Source organism: Thiosulfativibrio zosterae, assembly GCF_011398155.1.
GTDB lineage: Bacteria > Pseudomonadota > Gammaproteobacteria > Thiomicrospirales > Thiomicrospiraceae > Thiosulfativibrio > Thiosulfativibrio zosterae.
On the sequence record NZ_AP021888.1, the window covers coordinates 2,033,806 to 2,051,192 of the forward strand.

General features: G+C 45.6%; 13 protein-coding genes. 3 read left to right on the top strand and 10 right to left on the bottom strand.

The features are described 5' to 3' along the window. Position 1 precedes the first annotated feature (1 nt). Positions 2-2,623, bottom strand: a complete 2,622-nt coding sequence (gene leuS, locus THMIRH_RS09385) for a leucine--tRNA ligase (protein WP_198415224.1) — start codon at positions 2,621-2,623, stop codon at positions 2-4. A gap of 80 nt (positions 2,624-2,703) precedes the next feature. Between leuS and THMIRH_RS09390 the strand changes: the two genes are divergently transcribed. After that, entirely contained in the window at positions 2,704-3,087 is a 384-nt protein-coding gene (locus THMIRH_RS09390; protein ID WP_173291844.1) for a zinc ribbon-containing protein, read from the top strand. A gap of 125 nt (positions 3,088-3,212) precedes the next feature. Here the strand turns inward: THMIRH_RS09390 and lnt are convergent, their stop codons facing one another. The 9 genes from lnt to mog form a co-directional block, all read right to left on the bottom strand. Continuing rightward, entirely contained in the window at positions 3,213-4,739 is a 1,527-nt protein-coding gene (gene lnt / locus THMIRH_RS09395) for an apolipoprotein N-acyltransferase (RefSeq protein WP_173291845.1), read from the bottom strand. After that, on the bottom strand, positions 4,736-5,581 hold the full coding sequence (locus THMIRH_RS09400) for a CorC family transporter (protein WP_173291846.1): 846 nt from the start codon (positions 5,579-5,581) through the stop codon (positions 4,736-4,738). The genes lnt and THMIRH_RS09400 overlap by 4 nt, the downstream gene beginning before the upstream one ends. A 39-nt stretch (positions 5,582-5,620) precedes the next feature. Continuing rightward, positions 5,621-6,094, bottom strand: coding sequence for an rRNA maturation RNase YbeY (ybeY, locus tag THMIRH_RS09405; protein WP_173291847.1), 474 nt, complete (start codon positions 6,092-6,094; stop codon positions 5,621-5,623). 2 nt (positions 6,095-6,096) lie between these two features. Beyond that, entirely contained in the window at positions 6,097-7,089 is a 993-nt protein-coding gene (locus THMIRH_RS09410; RefSeq protein WP_173292477.1) for a PhoH family protein, read from the bottom strand. 43 nt (positions 7,090-7,132) lie between these two features. Beyond that, on the bottom strand, positions 7,133-8,566 hold the full coding sequence (gene miaB / locus THMIRH_RS09415) for a tRNA (N6-isopentenyl adenosine(37)-C2)-methylthiotransferase MiaB (RefSeq protein ID WP_173291848.1): 1,434 nt from the start codon (positions 8,564-8,566) through the stop codon (positions 7,133-7,135). A 192-nt stretch (positions 8,567-8,758) separates the two neighbouring features. Continuing rightward, a complete protein-coding gene (locus THMIRH_RS09420; protein ID WP_173291849.1) occupies positions 8,759-11,353 on the bottom strand; it encodes a methyl-accepting chemotaxis protein in 2,595 nt (864 codons plus the stop codon). A gap of 73 nt (positions 11,354-11,426) precedes the next feature. Beyond that, positions 11,427-12,440, bottom strand: a complete 1,014-nt coding sequence (locus tag THMIRH_RS09425) for a carbonic anhydrase (protein ID WP_173291850.1) — start codon at positions 12,438-12,440, stop codon at positions 11,427-11,429. A 98-nt stretch (positions 12,441-12,538) separates the two neighbouring features. Next, complete coding sequence (gene prmB / locus THMIRH_RS09430) at positions 12,539-13,474, bottom strand: 50S ribosomal protein L3 N(5)-glutamine methyltransferase (protein WP_243831428.1); 936 nt, start codon at positions 13,472-13,474, stop codon at positions 12,539-12,541. A gap of 11 nt (positions 13,475-13,485) precedes the next feature. Beyond that, entirely contained in the window at positions 13,486-14,046 is a 561-nt protein-coding gene (mog, locus tag THMIRH_RS09435; protein ID WP_173291852.1) for a molybdopterin adenylyltransferase, read from the bottom strand. Between the two features lie 84 nt (positions 14,047-14,130). On the opposite strand from mog, the gene lon reads away from it, so the two are divergent. Both lon and THMIRH_RS09445 read left to right on the top strand, forming a co-directional pair. Then, a complete protein-coding gene (gene lon, locus THMIRH_RS09440) occupies positions 14,131-16,833 on the top strand; it encodes an endopeptidase La (protein ID WP_243831429.1) in 2,703 nt (900 codons plus the stop codon). Further along, positions 16,830-17,276 (top strand): acyl-CoA thioesterase, encoded by a 447-nt coding sequence (locus THMIRH_RS09445; protein WP_243831430.1) that lies wholly within the window; start codon positions 16,830-16,832, stop codon positions 17,274-17,276. The genes lon and THMIRH_RS09445 overlap by 4 nt, the downstream gene beginning before the upstream one ends. Positions 17,277-17,387: the final 111 nt, after the last annotated feature.

Below are 17,387 nucleotides of genomic sequence, written 5' to 3' on the forward strand. Positions count from 1 at the left end.
CTTACCCTTTTACCACGATATTAACTAAACGACCTGGCACCACAATTTCTTTGACGATTTCAAATCCATCAATATATTTAGCGGCACCTTCACAGGCTTTTGCCATTGCTAAAATCATGGCTTTATCCGCATCGGCTGCCACTTCTATTTTGCCGCGCAATTTGCCATTGACCTGCACCATGATTTCAATTTCATCTTTCACCAAGGCGCTTTCATCTAGCTTAGGCCAAGCTTGCTGAACCACCAAGCCTTCTTTGCCTAAAGCAATCCATAAGCTTTGGGCAATGTGCGGTGCCATGGGTGACAACATCAACACCAACAGCTCAAGCGCTTCTTGCATGACGGCTTTGCCTAAAGCCGAGTCATCTTGGAATTTGGTGAGTTCATTGAGCAACTCCATGGTGGCGGCGATCGCGGTGTTAAAGTTGAGGCGACGCCCCATATCATCAGTCACCTTTTGCAAAGTGCTGTGCACTTTTAAACGCAAGGCCTTTTGCACCTTATCTAAACCTTCACTGCTTTGCGCAGCGGGCACGCTTCCTTGAGCGCTAAAGCCTTGCACCAAACGCCATACGCGATTTAAATAACGCGATGCGCCTTCCACGGCTGAATCCGACCATTCCAAAGTTTGTTCTGGCGGTGCGGCAAACATAATATACAAGCGCAAGGTGTCTGCGCCATATTGGTCAATTAGGGTTTGGGGATCGATGCCGTTATTCTTTGACTTCGACATTTTAATCACACCACCATACTGCACTTCCATGCCATTTGACTTGAGCTTGCCTTTTATTACGCCGCCTTTTTCATCGGTGATCGGTTCTACATCTAACGGTGAATACCAAGTTTGTTTGCCACTTTCGTCGGCACTAAACCAACTACTGGCCAACACCATGCCCTGAGTCAACAAGTTTTTAAACGGCTCATCAGAAGACACCAAGCCTTCATCGCGCATCAACTTGTGGAAGAAACGCGCATACAATAAATGCAAAATAGCGTGCTCAATCCCACCGATGTATTGGTCAACTGGCAACCAATGATCGGCCGCTGCTTTATCTAACATACCATCTGTGCTGTTGCGCGAGGTGTAGCGTGCGTGATACCAAGACGATTCAAAGAAGGTGTCAAAGGTATCGGTTTCACGATTGGCTGGGCCGCCACATTGCGGACAATTACATTTTTTAAAACTGTCGAGTTTAGCCAAAGGCGAACCCGCACCATCTGGCACCACATCTTCGGGTAAATACACTGGCAAATCTTTTTCTGGCACGGGTAACGCACCACAAGCTGGGCAATAAATCACCGGAATTGGGCAACCCCAATAACGCTGACGCGACACACCCCAATCCCGCAAACGGTAATTGGTTTGTTTTTCGCCTAAGTTTAATGCGCCTAAGGCCTCAGCCATCGCATCCAATGCTTGGGCAAAATCTAAACCATCAAACTGCCCAGAGTTGACCAAGATGCCTTTTTCCGTAAAAGCCGCTTCTGAAACATCTGCCATTTCATCAGCGTTTGGCGCGATAACCGCTTTGATGTTTAAACCATATTTTTTTGCAAACTCATAATCGCGCTGGTCATGCGCCGGCACCGACATGACCGCACCTGTGCCATAGCCCATCAACACAAAGTTGGCCGCCCAAACGGGAACCACTTCACCCGTAATCGGGTGCTTCACGCGAATACCGGTATCCACCCCTTTCTTCTCCATGGTTTCAACATCGGCTTCGGCCGTTGAAATGTGCGAGCATTCTTCAATAAATTGCGCTAAAGGCTCATTATTAATGGACGCCTTGCGTGACCACGGATGATCTGAAGCGATGGCAACATAGGTCACCCCCATCAAGGTATCAGGACGAGTGGTATAGACTTTTAGGTTTTCAGTGCGGGCATCTAAGCCTGAGGCAATGGGGAACTGAATTTCCAAACCAGTCGATTTGCCAATCCAGTTTTTCTGCATGGTTTTAACCTGTTCAGGCCAACCTTCTAACTGGTCTAAATCATTAATCAATTCTTCTGCATAATCGGTAATGCGCAAAAACCACTGAGCAATCTCTTTGCGCTCAACTGGCACACCCGAACGCCAACCCTTGCCGTCAATCACCTGCTCGTTCGCCAACACCGTTTGGTCAACCGGATCCCAATTCACCACCGACAACTTGCGATACACCAAGCCTTTTTGCATCAAACGCGTGAATAACCATTGCTCCCAACGGTAATATTGCGGATGGCAAGTCGCCACTTCACGGTTCCAATCGTACCCCAAGCCCAAAGATTTAAGCTGATTGCGCATATAGTCTATGTTTTCATAAGTCCACTTAGCCGGTGCCACTTGGTGTTGCATGGCAGCGTTTTCGGCGGGCAAACCAAACGCATCCCAACCCATAGGCTGCAACACATTTTTACCCTGCATACGCTGAAAGCGTGCAATCACATCACCGATGGTGTAGTTGCGCACATGCCCCATGTGCAATTTACCGCTGGGGTAAGGAAACATCGACAAGCAGTAAAACTTTTCTTTGCTGGCATCTTCTTGAGCAGCAAATACCTGCTCTTGCTCCCAAACTTTTTGAATGGCGGCTTCAATGGATTGTGGTTGATATTCGTGTTGCATTTCTGGCGTCATGACTCGGTTTCTTTATGATAAACTGGAAAAAATAAGTACAAAATTATAGCAGACTTAACGGAAGCGCTAAAGGAGAGAAAATGTCAGAAGACAATAAAATGCTGGAAGCTTATCGTCATTTATTAGAAACCGCCAAAGAAGCGGCGTTTAAAGCAGAACAGGCAACCTGGGAAACCTTAGGAAAAGCCATTGACCAAGCCGAACAAACGGTTGCCGCTTTGGCGGCTTTAACCGACCAAGAAATTCAACAGGTTCAACAAGACTTAAAAATGGACTTAACCCAAGTGGCGGTGGTGTTGGATGATTTTGAAGAAGATGCCAGTGCCTTTGCGCAAATGGAATGGCACGCACTGGAAAACTACCTCACTCAAAAAACCGCTGAAATGGCAGACCCAACCGACATGATGATTTTAAGAATGCGCTTAATGGCGGCATTAAATCACGCCGACCACCCTAAGCAATAAACATAAGCATTGCTTAAAAACCCAGCAGGCTAAAGCCTGCGCCCCACAGTTTTTAAAGACTTCAAAGGGGCGAAGGCTTTAGCCTTCTTAAAATTGAGAATTGCGATTTAAGGTGTCATTTTTAATCAGCTGGGGCGCTTTAAGATAAATCTTGGTGCGAGCAAAAAGCCATACAGCACACAAAACAAAAATAGCAACGGCATTTGCTGCCAATAGACAAAAGGTGTTGTGCCTTCATAAGGTTGTACTTCACCTTTAAGTACACCGGTTTTATAAGCGGGTATTTCTTGTTTGATTCGGCCTTTCACATCAACAATCGCGGTAAAACCGGTATTGGTGCTACGAGCGATTTCTCGACCCAATTCTAAGGCACGCATTTGCACTTCTTGCAATTGTTGTGCTGGCTCAAAAGTATGGGCAAACCAAGCATCATTACTCACGGTCACTAAAAATTGCGCATCTTGAAGTTGCTCAGCCAGCTCTTCACCAAACGACATTTCATAACAAACCGACAACCCCACTTTAAAAGCCCCCAATTGCATGGGCTTTTGCATGGCATCGCCAGGGGTGAATTCTGAAAACGGCACATTAAACAATTTGCTTAACGCAGACAACACGGATGAAAACGGAAAAAACTCACTAAAAGGCACCAGGTGAGACTTTTGATAAACCTGCTCAGGATTATGCGCATTGACTATGGCATTGTAATATTGCGTTTTATCAGCATTACGGGTAATCACCCCCATCAAAATGTCGGTTTCTAGAAGTTTGGCATCCTTAATAAAAGAATGTAATGCGCCCTTTTCTACCACATCAAAATAGGAGGCTACGGCAGTTTCTGGCCAAACGATGATATCCGCATCCATGTGCTGTTTGGTTAAACCCACATAGGTTTTCAAAGAGGGCAACAAAGCCTTGGCTTGCCATTTTTGTTCTTGTGGAATATTGCCCTGCACCAACGCCACTCTGGCTGGCGGGCCTACCGGCGTCACCCATTCAATCTTTTGTAGTCCAGAAGCACTCAACCACACTAGGGCCAAAAGGCTGCTCGCACCGACCCAGGCTTTTTGGGTAACGATCAACAACAAAGCTGAAGCGGTTAAGGCGATGGCCCAACTCACGCCCAATACGCCAAAAATCGGCGCATAGCCATCTAGCCAAGTGTCTAAATGGGAATTCCCCATGAGTAAAAAAGGAAAGCCACCAAATAGACTGCCACGCAACCATTCAAATGAAACCCAAGCCAAGGGAAATACCAGCAACGCATTAAAATATGGGCGTTCAGACTTTGAGAAATAAGCAGCCACCCAACCCGCGAAACCAACATAAAGTGACAAAAACAAAATGAAAATAAACGTGGCCAAGACCGCTAAAACCAAAGGCACTTCGGCATACAGATAAATACTTGAAATCAGCCAGCTCACACCAAAGCCAAACTGCCCTAATCCAAACCAAAGCCCCAGCTTAAAGCCTTCAAGACGACTGGTCGCTTGTGACCAAAACCAAAATAAGCCGACCAAGGACGCCACTGCGGCTGGGGCAAAATGAAATGGCGCAAACGCTGTGACTGACAGCGCGCCCAGTAAAAAGGTGATTAAGACTTTCTTTTCGGGTTTAAAAACCGCTAAGACATAACGAAAGAAGTTTTTCATGCTGAAATTTCGGTCATCAGCGCAAACTGCACTTTAAAAGAATCCACACGGCGACCATCTGATTTTAAAACCTCAAAACTCAAACCTTCCATTTCAAAGGTTTCGCCTTCGGCAGGAATATGCCCCAAAAACTGCGTTACCACGCCACCAATGGTTTCGAGCTGTTCGTTTTGAATATCTGTTTTAAAGAAAGCATTAAAGTCTTCTAGAAATGTAACGGCATCTACCGAATAACCGCCTTGAAAATGCTTTTGAATGTGATCAGATTCCTCATCATCGTGCTCATCCACGATATCGCCCACGATTTCTTCTAGAACATCTTCAATGGTGATCAAACCGGCTAACTCACCATATTCGTCAACTACTAATGCCATGTGATTGCGACTGGCTTTAAACTCGCGCAATAGCACATTCAAGCGTTTACTTTCTGGCACCAAAACAGGTGGACGATAGAGCTCTTCTAATTGCGCTTTTTCAGATAAATTGTGTTTAACAACCGCTCGCAAAACATCTTTGGTTAACAAGACCCCCTTAACTGAACCATCATCGGCCAGCACTGGGTAGCGGGAATGGGATGACTCTAAAAGTTCATCCAGAATGGATTGCAAGTCTTCCGACTCATCCACACACACCATCTGGCTGCGAGGAATCATCGCATCTCTAACGCGCATCTCACTAACGCCTAAAACCCCTTCAATCATAAAAACGGCATCGGCATCAATCAGATTTTTCTCTTTCGAGGCGTTTAATATTTCAGTCAATTGGGTCAGGTGATCCACCTGTTCTCCACTAAATAAATGGGTTAATTTATCTAACCATGTCCTAGGACTGTCTGCGCTCATGATGTTTTGCTTTTCCTTTATCTAACTGTTCTAACTGTTTTATTCGGTTTCATAGGGATTGGCATAACCCAATCCTTGCATAATTTCTATTTCGAGAGCTTCCATTTCTTCAGCCTCGTCATCCTCTATATGGTCATACCCTTGCAAATGCAAGGTGCCATGCACAATCATGTGCGCCCAATGGGCTTCAAGCGATTTTTTTTGCTCGGCCGCCTCTTGCTCTACCACGCTGGCACAAATTATCAAGTCGCCCAAATAGGGTAACTCTTCGCCTAAATCAGCTAGGCCTGGTGGATTTTCAAATTCAAAAGACAGCACATTGGTGGGTTTGTCTTTGCCACGATAATCGCGATTCAATTCTTGGCTTTCTGCTGCATCAACAATGCGAATGGTCAGCTCGGTTTCTACTAATTTCTGCTCACCAACTAAGGCTGCAGCCACCCAGGTTTTGCATTGTTCAAGACTGGGTAAAGGCTGTTCATCAATCCCCCATTGTAAATCTATCCACAACATAACTACCCCCTTTGCGCCTGTTCAGCTTGGCGTTTATCGTAAAACTCATAAGCTTGTACAATTTTTTGAACCAAACCATGGCGCACCACATCCTTGGCTTGATAAAACGAAAAACCTATGCCAGGCACACCTTCCAACACTTCAATGGCATGGCGCAATCCAGATTTTTGATGCTTGGGCAAATCACACTGGGTAATATCGCCCGTAATGACTGCGCGCGAGCCAAAGCCGATACGCGTGAGCAACATTTTCATTTGTTCAGTGGTGGTATTTTGCGCTTCATCGAGCAAAATAAAGGATTCATTAAGGGTTCGCCCACGCATAAAGGCTAAAGGGGCAATTTCGATAATATTTTTTTCAATCAGTTTTTCAACCGTTTCAAACCCCAGAGTTTCATACAAGGCATCAAACAAAGGGCGCAAATAAGGGTCTATTTTTTGGGATAAATCGCCAGGTAAAAAACCCAATTTTTCACCGGCTTCTACCGCAGGCCGCGTCAAAATAATGCGGCGAACTTCTTCATTTTCTAACGCTTGTACTGCACAAGCCACCGCCAAATAGGTTTTGCCCGTTCCCGCTGGGCCAATACCAAAGTTAATGTCATTTTCGGCAATGGCTTTTACGTAGGCAAACTGATTGGGATTGCGGGTTTTAATGACTTTGCGGCGAGTTTTGATTAAGGCTTGCAACTCATTAATGGGTTGAGCTTCATCTGTGCCATAAGACTGCAGTGTCATATGGACTTTTTGAGGGGACAAGGTTTCGTTTTGTGCCAGTTCAAATAAATCACGAATGGCTTGTTCTGCTTTTATGAGCCTATCGGGCAAACCAATCACACTTACCTGAAAGCTAAACAGATTGATTTCTACACCCAGGCGCAATTCGATTTGGTCCAGATGCTCGCCATGCCAACCCGACAGATTTTGCAAAGCTGCATTATCTTCGGGCGACAATTGAAATTGAATGGTATTTAAGGGCGTCGACAAGCGAAAAATCCTGAATAATTACGGTTTTTTATCTTATCAAAAAGCCAATGGATTACAAAGCATAATATTGGCGTTGTTTGAAACGATCTGCTTCTGGCGTCGCCACCAAAATCCCTTTGAGTGAATTAACGCCAGCACCTGTGATTTCAACATCTACAAACTGACCAATTAAGTCAGGCGAGCCATCAAAATTAACCACGCGATTATTTTCTGTTCTACCCGCCATTTCGTTGAAGTTTTGGCGCGACAATCTTTCAACCAATATACGCTGCGTTGAACCAATCATGGCATCCGAAATGGCTTGAGTTTGATCATTTAATAAGGCTTGCAGAGCATTTAGACGGCGTTTCTTTTTATCCAAATCAACATCATCCGGCAGGCTGGCGGCTGGCGTTCCTGGGCGCTGACTGTAGATAAAACTAAACGAACGGTCGTACTTCAACTCTTCAACCAATGCCAAGGTTTCTTTAAAGTCATCACAAGTTTCGCCGGGGAAGCCAATAATAAAATCGCCAGACAAACTCAATTCGGGTCTAATTTTTCGAATTTTACGAATAATGGCTTTATATTCAATCGCCATGTGATTACGCTTCATCAGTGCCAATATTCGGTCCGATCCCGATTGAATGGGTAAATGTAAATGCGATACCAACTCTGGCACTTCAGCATAGCAATCAATCAAACTCTGCGTCATTTCCATGGGATGCGAGGTGGTAAAACGAATGCGATCAATGCCTTCAACCGCGGCGACTGCATGAATCAACACGGCTAGGTCGGCAATTTCACCATCTGGCATGACACCTTGATAGGCATTGACATTTTGCCCAAGCAGATTCACTTCACGAACGCCTTGCGCCGCTAAGGCTTCAATTTCAGCCATGCAATCGGCAAATGGGCGACTGAATTCTTCGCCGCGCGTATAGGGCACCACACAGAAAGTACAATACTTAGAACAGCCTTCCATCACCGACACAAATGCTGAAACTCCATTGGACTCTGGCGCCGGCAAGTTATCAAACTTTTCAATTTCTGGGAAAGAAATGTCAATCACCGCTTTGCGGCGCACGCGTTTGTGAACTTCTCTTTGTTCATCATATTCAGCGCGTTCTTTAAGCGCTTGCTCCATCATCGCTGGCAAACGGTGTAAGGTTTGGGGGCCAAAAATCACATCCACAATCTTAGCGCGCTTACGAATGGTTTCACCCTCTTGCGAGGCCACACAACCACCCACTGCCACCAAACGATCTGGCGCGGCGTCTTTCCATTCTTTCCAACGCCCCAGCTCACCAAACACTTTTTCTTGAGCCTTCTCGCGCACCGAACAGGTATTTAAAATCAACACACTGGCTTCTTCAGGCGTTTCAACTAACTTTAAACCATAGGTTTTTTCTAACAGTTTGGCCATACGATCCGAATCATATTCGTTCATTTGGCAACCATAGGTTTTGATAAGAACACCACCAGTAAAAGGAGTTGCGTTTGACATTGACTTTTCCACTCGACTTGCAATTTTTAGAAGTTGCGTATTCTAACACAACTCAAAAACGCAAACACAGTTTGCTAAACCCTTAATTTTATTAGGAATAATAAACCTCCTAAAACGCAAAAAGCCGCCAAATCTAACCAGGCCTGGTCAAATTTAGCGGCTTTTAAGCTTTAAAAAGGCTTTTAGAACGGCTTAAAACTCACCCCATTCATCAGAAGACGCCTTGGCTGCAGCCGGTTTTGCCGCAATTTTTGCCATGGGTTTTGGCTGAGCGCTTGCTGATTTGGGTGCAGACTTAGGTGCGCTCAAGGCAGGCACTTTTGCACTCGTTGTGCCTTTAGGCGCAGCAGAAGCTTGTGGCTTTTTAGTTGGGGTTCTAAGGGTTGTACCCGTGTTAAAGAACGCCATATCCTCATTCAAGAGGGTGGCTTGTTCAGACATACTTTCTGCCGCTGCCGAGGTTTCCTCAACCAGCGCCGCATTTTGTTGAGTCGCTTGGTCGATTTGCGAGATGGCATTATGCACTTGATGAACCCCTTCTGCTTGCTCTGCCGATGCCTGAGCAATATGGGTAATCATTTGCGTCACTGAATGAATAGATTCATTGATGCTGGTCAACATGTCACCCGACTCTGTTGCCAGGCTAGAGCCTTGATTAACACGATCAACGGTTTCATCAATGAGCTTTTTAATGTCTTTAGCGGCATCCGCTGACTTTTGCGCCAAGCTGCGCACTTCACCCGCAACCACTGCAAACCCACGACCGTGGTCGCCCGCTCTGGCGGCTTCAACTGCTGCGTTGAGTGCCAGCAAATTGGTTTGGAAAGCAATGCCATCAATCAAACTCACGATATCTGAAATTTTGTGGCTGGATTCTTGGATGGCTTTCATGGCATCAATGGTTTGCATCATCACCTTAGCACCGGTATTGGCTTTATCTTGCACTTCTTCCGCAACATGGGTTGCTTGCAAGGCATTTTGTGTATTGCTTTGCACCTGAGAGTTCATTTCATCCATGGTCGCCGAGGTTTCTTCTAAGGCTGCCGCCTGCTCTTGAACACGCTGGCTCAAGTCTAAAGCGCCACGCGACACTTCATCAGAAGCGCTGTTAACCACACTGGTCGCCGTTAAGGCTTTAGACACCACTTCTACCAATTTTTCTGAGGTGCGCGACACAGAATCGGTGAGGGTTTTTAAATCACCTTGATATTGATTTTTAATTTTTTGGGTTAAATCCCCATTTGATTGTGCAACCACCACGGCAATGATTTCTTTAAAGGCTGCATCTAACGCATTCATGGAATGATTCACGCCATCTTTTAATTTAAGCAACTCACCTTTGGCCTCAACATTCACACGACTTGAAAACTCGCCCTGCTGCATTTTTTGCATGGCGTTGACAATACCGCCGATGGTTTGATTTAAAGATTGCGTGGTTGTGCAGGCATTTTGGAGCATGGTTTTAAAACCACCTTCTAAATTCGCCTGAACCGACACATCAAATTGACCTTCACTCATGGCATCTAGCAACTTGCTTAAAGCGGCCATGGTTTCTTCAATCGATTGCGCAGATTGGTTGACGCCCTGTTTAAGAATATTTAAATCACCACTTAGATTGGCTTGTATACGCTTATCAAAACGCCCATTCGCCAAAGCGCCGACCACTTGATTGGCCTCTTTGATTGCCTGTTGCATTTCGGACAACAAATGGTTGACTGCGCGCCCCATTTGACCAATTTCATCCGCCTTATCCACATTGGCTCGAATGCTAAAATCACCCGTATCAGAAATTTTGCTTAACACGGCTTGAATCGCATCCAACCCGTTGGCAATCATTCTTGGGATAAGAATGGCAATGGTGAGCGCAATCAGAGATGCCAAAATGGCAACCACAATCAACACAAAAATAATGGTTTCGTTGAGCGCCTGAACTTTTGGCCCAATGGTATCCTGCTTAGATTTGGCTTGGCTACGAATTCCCTGAGTGACTTGCGTGATTTTTTCGCCCAGCCTACTGAGTTTTTCATCGACCAATTGATTGCGCTCGATAATCACTTGATTGATTTCTTGAATGCCTTTTTGGTACAAGCCTATCGAGGTTTCCGCCTCAACCAACAAGGTTTCCAAAGCTTCATCAGTTGCCTGCATGGTCAATAACTGCAATTGTGTATTGAGGGTTGTAAATTCTTTTAAAACGCGTTGCATATCGGCATCGCTATTTGAATTTAAAAACTTCATGGCATACACACGACCTAACAATAAGGTTCTAAGTGCTTGCGCGGCATCATAGGTTAACTGGGTTTTAGACAGTTGTTGGGCTTGATTCAACATGGCTGTCAAAGCGTGTTCTATTTTGGGGCCATTGACATCCAAAATACCACTGACGATGTCATCGCGTTTTTGCATATCCGCTTGAACGACTGTAAAGGTTGCCTGATAATCAGTTAAATCTTGAACCACACCCCCAACCCTTTTCAGCTCTTCTGGGTCAGTGATAATGGATTTGGCCTGTTCAACGGTTGACAGCAAAGTTTGATAAGCCTGCTCAAAAGCTTGGTTTTTTTGCGATGAGTCGTCTAGCATATAGTCTTTGACAGCCATGCGTAAAGTCAGCAATTCTGCCTCAACTTGCCCTGCAATCACGCTGCTTCTGGCAGAACTACGATAATCCTTAAACCCTTTGGCAGAGATTTCTATATTGACAACGCTGTAGGCTGCTAGCCCTACAACGATCACCATCAAGGCTATAAAGCTCGCAATGAGTTTCGCTTTAATCGTTTTTAACATAACTTCTCCTAACCATAAGCCAATTTAAATAATACGAAATTAGACTTATTGTACAGTTTTCGCATAGATATATTTAATAAAATTCATACATCTGGTTTTGTGCATCTCTATCAGGATAGGATTTCAGCAAGCTGCGAGAATTTTGCGGTTGCACAGGTCGAGCATTTTCACCCATAATTTCATTCATTTGCTGAATTTGCTCGGGCGACACTTCAACAGGCTCTTTAAAGACCATCCAATAAACCCCTTCCGAACAAGGTGGCGTCGTTAACGAACCGCTGTATTTAAAGAATTGCTTATTCATTGGGAACATTTTGGAAGGGTTAACCGTCACGGTTTTAACAATTTGCTCTTTGCCGACTTCTTTGGGCAAATGCATCAACATATCCGCCAGATATTCGTTTTCTTTGCCTTCTTGAAAAATCACCCCAATAACGGCCAAATTACCATCCCCATCTTTATGGACCAAATGGACTTCCATCGGGTAATTAAAGCCATTTTTTTGGTGCTCGCTGGGTGTGTGAAAGTGGTATTGCAATAATTCAAAACGATGGTCGCCAATTTTAATGTAGCTACCCAAAGGCAGACTCACTTGAATGGTGTGGCCGTTGTTGACGATTTTCATCGGCACATCCCGATAATAGACATCAAACCCCGACAAACCAGTTGTGCCAACGGCAATGCTTTCTTTTAAATCAATGGGGGACTGATTTTTGCCGGTTTTACATAACCCAAACTCTTTCGCCAGTTCGCCCCAATAGCGCGGACCTTCTGAGCCAGAATAAGCCCAATGCGGCGGATGCGCTTCTGCGTGGGGTGCATCATGCCCATCTGCCTTGGCAGCGTGTGCATCGGGTTTTGGCGCGGGGGCTTTTACCGCAACAGGTTCTGGTGCAGCCATGGCTGGCGCAGCCGTTGCCCCACCGGTGGCTTCTGCACCCAAGTCAATCAGGGGGGCGGTGGCCATTTTGGGTTGCGTGACGGATTTTGGATGTGGGTCATGGCCGTCAGCGGAAAAAACAATGCTGGGTGAGAAAATCAATGCCGACAAAGCAACTGAGATTAAGGTTTTCTGAAAATACTTCATACCAAACTTCCTATCCAATTTTGGGCAAGCCACAGCGCACGCCCCAACAAAAAAATGATTTACAGCAAATATCAAACCAAATAAAGTGTGAGAGTCGCTTATCCGAGGATACGACTGTCGAGGATGTCTTGAAAAACTTCCAATTCAGACTTGGAAATGGCAAAAACGCCTTCACCACCCTGCTCAAACTCAAACCATGAAAAAGGCAATTCAGGATAGGCTTCTTCCAAGTAATATTGCGACACGCCCACTTCAACGATTAACACCCCATTTTCTGTCAGGTGTTGTGCAGCTTTTGCCAAAATAACACGCACGATATCCAAGCCATCATCTCCCGCTTCTAATCCTAAACGCGGCTCTTGATGAAACTCTTCTGGCAAGGCATCCATTTCTATCTTATCAACATAAGGCGGATTAGAGACAATCAAATCATATTGTTTGCCCTCTAAAGCCACGAATAAATCCGACTCAATCGGATGCGCCACGCCAATTAAGTCGTAACGCGCCACATTTTGTTTGGCAATGGCTAAGGCTTCTGGCGAAATATCGACCAAATCCACTTCGGCATTTGGAAAGGCTTGCAAACTGGCAATCCCAATACACCCGCTGCCGGTGCACATATCCAACACATGAGTGACCGCCTCTGGGTCTTCAATCCAAGGTGCATAGTTTTTAGCAATCAACTCGGCAATCGGTGAGCGTGGCACGAGCACATGCTCATTCACATAAAATGGCAAGCCGGCAAACCAGGCTTCGCCCACCAAATACGCAGAGGGCTTGCGGGTTTCGATACGGCGGCGAAATAAATCGGTCACCGCTTGGCGCTCATGCAAGGTTAAGCGGGTTTGCAAATAACTGTCATGCAAATTCCAAGGCATGGAAACAACATGCAACACTAGCATTTTGGCATCATCAAACGCATTGTCGGTGCCGTGTCCAAAAAATAAATCCGATTTACGAAACAATGACGCTCCCCAACGGATAAAGTCATTAATGGTTTCTAAACCTTCACATTGATAGCTAAATTGGGTCACGATGTGCATCCTTAATTTGAAGAGGTCGATGAGGGTTTTTGTGCGTGTTTGGGGCGAAAGCCTTTGATAAAGTCATCATTGGTTTCTAAATAAGGCCCTTCGATTAAATCGACGCAATAGGGAACGGCGGGAAAAATCGCCTCAAGGCACTCACCGATTGCAGAAGGTTTGCCAGGCAAATTAATAATCAAACTGCTGCCACGCGTGCCGGCAATTTGGCGCGACAAAATCGCCGTGGGCACATACTTAAGCGATACTGCACGCATCTGCTCAGCAAAACCATCTAAAATTTTATCGCAGACCGCCGCGGTGGCTTCTGGGGTAACATCACGCTTAGCGGGGCCTGTGCCGCCGGTGGTTAAAATCAACCCGCATTTAAACTCATCGGCCAACTCTATCAAGGTTTGTTCGATTAACGACTGCTCATCCTCAATCACTCTGGCAACCGGATTCCAGTCATTTTTTAAGGCATTTTTTAACCAGACCTGCATGGCTGGGCCACCCAAGTCTTCATATTCTCCACGCGATGCGCGATCGGATACGGTAATAAACCCGATATTTATTTTTTGCATTTCTTGCTTGGCCTCTTGAATTTGTGCAGTTAAGACTCCATATAATAGATCAATTTTAAACCGAATTCAGCATAAGCCAACGATATGACCGACTCAAACAACTCAAATGATTCAAACAACTCTCCTCTAGAAGCTTTTTTAGAAGAACACCATAACGACATTCATGATCGCATTTCCGAAATCAAACAAGCGATTTTAGATGCCCAAATGGAACCCGAGCCAGAGGCTGAAGGCACACAAGACAGTACTCAAGACAGCCCCAAACAAATTTTGGATGGCGAACACCTGCCTCCCAGTGATGACGAGTCTGCGGAAGCACCCGTGGTGGTTGAAATTTCAGACAAGGTCAAGGCCGCGTTTTCGCAGTTAGTTAAAAGCCATAATGCCCTACCCAACCATTTGTTTTTATTACCGGTAAAAGAACGCCCGTTTTTCCCTGGTCAAACCCTGCCCATTTTGCTCAGCAAAGAACTGTGGGGCGATACCATGGAACAAGTCATTCAAGGCAAAATGCAATATATCGGTATTATTTTTGTCACCAACGACGACCATCACAAAGCCCTGCCTGAAGACTTTGCCGCCACAGGCACTTTGGTGCGCGTGCATGAACCCAAAATAAAATCTGACCATATTCAACTGATTGCCGAAGGCGTGCGCCGTTTTAAAATCAGCGATTGGATTTCAGATGCTTCGCCTTTTCAAGCGCAGGTAACCTATCCGGCAGACATTAAAACCGGCACGCAAAAAGAATTTAAAGCCTATGGTTTGGCGATTATGAACGCCTTTAAAGAATTGCTGCCGCTCAATCCGCTGTACAGTGAAGAGCTCAAATTTTATCTCAATCGCTACAGTGTTAACGACCCAGAGCATTTGGCCGATTTTGCCGCGGGCATCACCACCGCCGACAATGAAAAACTACAAGACATTCTCGATACGCTGGATTTGGTCGAGCGTCTTGAAAAAGTGCTGGCGTTGTTTAAGCAAGAAATTGAAGTCACCAAAATGCAGTTCAATATTCGTGAGCGTGTCGAAGAAAACCTCACCAATCAACAGCGCGAGTTCTTTTTGCATCAACAACTCAAAGAAATTCAAAAAGAGTTGGGCATGGTCAAAGATGACCGCACGGCTGACTCTGATTTATTTGAAGACCGCATTTCCAAACTCGAACTCAGTAAAGAAGCCGCCAAAAAAGCCAACGAAGAACTCAATAAAATCAACATTCTCGACCCACAATCCCCTGAATATGGCGTGGCTCGCAATTGGTTAGACTGGGTAACTCAACTGCCTTGGGGTCAATACAGCAAGGACATTTTAGACCTCAATCGTGCGCAAAAAATTCTGGATAAGGGACACGATGGACTTGAAGATGTCAAAGACCGCATTCTGGAATTTTTGGCGGTTGGCGCCCTCAAAGGCGAAGTATCTGGCTCAATTATTTGTTTGGTCGGCCCACCAGGCGTGGGCAAAACCTCGATAGGTCGTTCGATTGCCGACACTTTGGGTAGAAAGTTTTATCGCTTTTCAGTGGGCGGTATGCGCGATGAAGCCGAAATTAAAGGGCATCGTCGCACTTACATCGGCGCCATGCCGGGTAAATTTGTGCAAGCCTTAAAAGATTGCGGCACGGCTAATCCGGTGATTATGCTCGATGAAATCGACAAGATTGGCGCCTCTTACCAAGGCGATCCTGCGTCTGCGCTGTTAGAGGTTTTAGACCCTGAGCAAAACTCAGAATTTATGGACCACTATTTGGATGTGCGTTTTGATTTATCAAAAGCAGTGTTTGTGTGTACCGCCAATACGCTTGATTCCATTCCTGGGCCCTTGCTCGACCGTATGGAAGTGATTCGTTTATCAGGCTACATTACCGAAGAAAAAATTCAAATCGCCAAACATCACCTTTGGCCAACCCTGCTTGAAGAAGCCGGCTTAACTCGCAAACAAGTGCAAATTACCCTGCCGGCGGTGCGTCACGTCATTGAAGGCTATGCGCGTGAAGCCGGTGTGCGAAATCTTAAAAAACAACTGGCAAAATTGGTTCGCAAATTAGCGATTCGATTTGTCAAAGGTGAACTGACTGAAACCGTGATTCATGTTAACGAACTTGAAGAAATGCTGGGGCAACCGCGCTTTACCCCCGAAAAATTCAATCAACAACTCGGTACTGTCACTGGCTTGGCTTGGACATCCATGGGCGGTGCAACCCTAACCATTGAAGCCAGCCGTGTGCACACCCTAAACCGCGGCTTTAAACTTTCTGGGCAATTGGGCGAAGTCATGCAAGAATCGGCGGGCATTGCTTATAGCTTTATCTCATCTAATTTAGATAAATACAAAGCCGACCCAGAGTTTTTTGATAAGGCGTTTGTGCATCTGCATGTGCCAGATGGCTCAACCCCCAAAGATGGCCCAAGTGCGGGCATTACCATGGCCACGGCTTTGTTATCCCTGGCTCGCCAAGAAGCCATTAAAACGCCTTTGGCAATGACCGGTGAGTTGAGTTTAACGGGACAGGTTTTACCGGTGGGTGGCATTCGTGAAAAAGTGATCGCATCACGCCGTTTGGGCATAAAAGAATTGATATTACCTGATGACAACACCAAAGACTTTAACGAACTGCCTGACTATTTAAAAGAAGGCATGACCATTCATTTTGCCAAACACTTTGATGAAGTGGCGCGCTTAACCTTTAATATTCGCAGTCAGTCCCCCGCCTACAAAGCCTATTTGCGTCAACAAGAAAAGAAAGCCCTAACCGACAGTGCCAAACCAGCGGTCATGCCTTGAAGTTTCTTTTTGACGCCAGCAAACCCTATGAGTTGCGCGCCAGCTATCAAGTGCAGGCGCAAGACATAGACTTATGGCAACATGTGAATAATAAAGTCTATTTAAGCTGGATGGAGCAATTGGCTTGGCAGCATAGCCTTGCCGTGGGTATTGATATTCAAGTCCAGCAAACCCTTGGCAAAATGATGGTGGTGATTCAACACGAACTCAATTATTTGGCGGCAGCCAAACAAAATGAATTGCTTGAATTAACCACTTGGTTAGACCCAAATGAAAAAAGGTTGGGGTGCTGTAAACGCAAACGCTACTATCGTATTTTGCGTGCTCAAGATCAGCACGAAATTTTTAACGGCCACACACTTTGGGCTTGCATGGACATCAAAACTCAAAAAGCTTGTCGCTTACCTCAAGCCTTTATTTCGGCCTACTTTGAAACGCCCTGAATCCAATACAATAACCTTAAGGCTAAAGCCTTAGCCCCTTATTTATCAGACACCTTGCAGCTTTAAGTCACGAAATTGGGGCGCAGGCTTTAGCCTGCTGGAAGTTGTGCG

Bases quoted from the DNA above. Each gene is read 5' to 3' on its own strand.
- lnt (WP_173291845.1), bottom strand. From the start codon at position 4,739: ATGAAAAACTTCTTTCGTTATGTCTTAGCGGTTTTTAAACCCGAAAAG.
- THMIRH_RS09425 (WP_173291850.1), bottom strand. From the start codon at position 12,440: ATGAAGTATTTTCAGAAAACCTTAATCTCAGTTGCTTTGTCGGCATTG.
- THMIRH_RS09420 (WP_173291849.1), bottom strand. From the start codon at position 11,353: ATGTTAAAAACGATTAAAGCGAAACTCATTGCGAGCTTTATAGCCTTG.
- THMIRH_RS09400 (WP_173291846.1), bottom strand. From the start codon at position 5,581: ATGAGCGCAGACAGTCCTAGGACATGGTTAGATAAATTAACCCATTTA.
- leuS (WP_198415224.1), bottom strand. From the start codon at position 2,623: ATGACGCCAGAAATGCAACACGAATATCAACCACAATCCATTGAAGCC.
- lon (WP_243831429.1), top strand. From the start codon at position 14,131: ATGACCGACTCAAACAACTCAAATGATTCAAACAACTCTCCTCTAGAA.
- mog (WP_173291852.1), bottom strand. From the start codon at position 14,046: ATGCAAAAAATAAATATCGGGTTTATTACCGTATCCGATCGCGCATCG.
- ybeY (WP_173291847.1), bottom strand. From the start codon at position 6,094: ATGTTGTGGATAGATTTACAATGGGGGATTGATGAACAGCCTTTACCC.
- THMIRH_RS09390 (WP_173291844.1), top strand. From the start codon at position 2,704: ATGTCAGAAGACAATAAAATGCTGGAAGCTTATCGTCATTTATTAGAA.
- miaB (WP_173291848.1), bottom strand. From the start codon at position 8,566: ATGTCAAACGCAACTCCTTTTACTGGTGGTGTTCTTATCAAAACCTAT.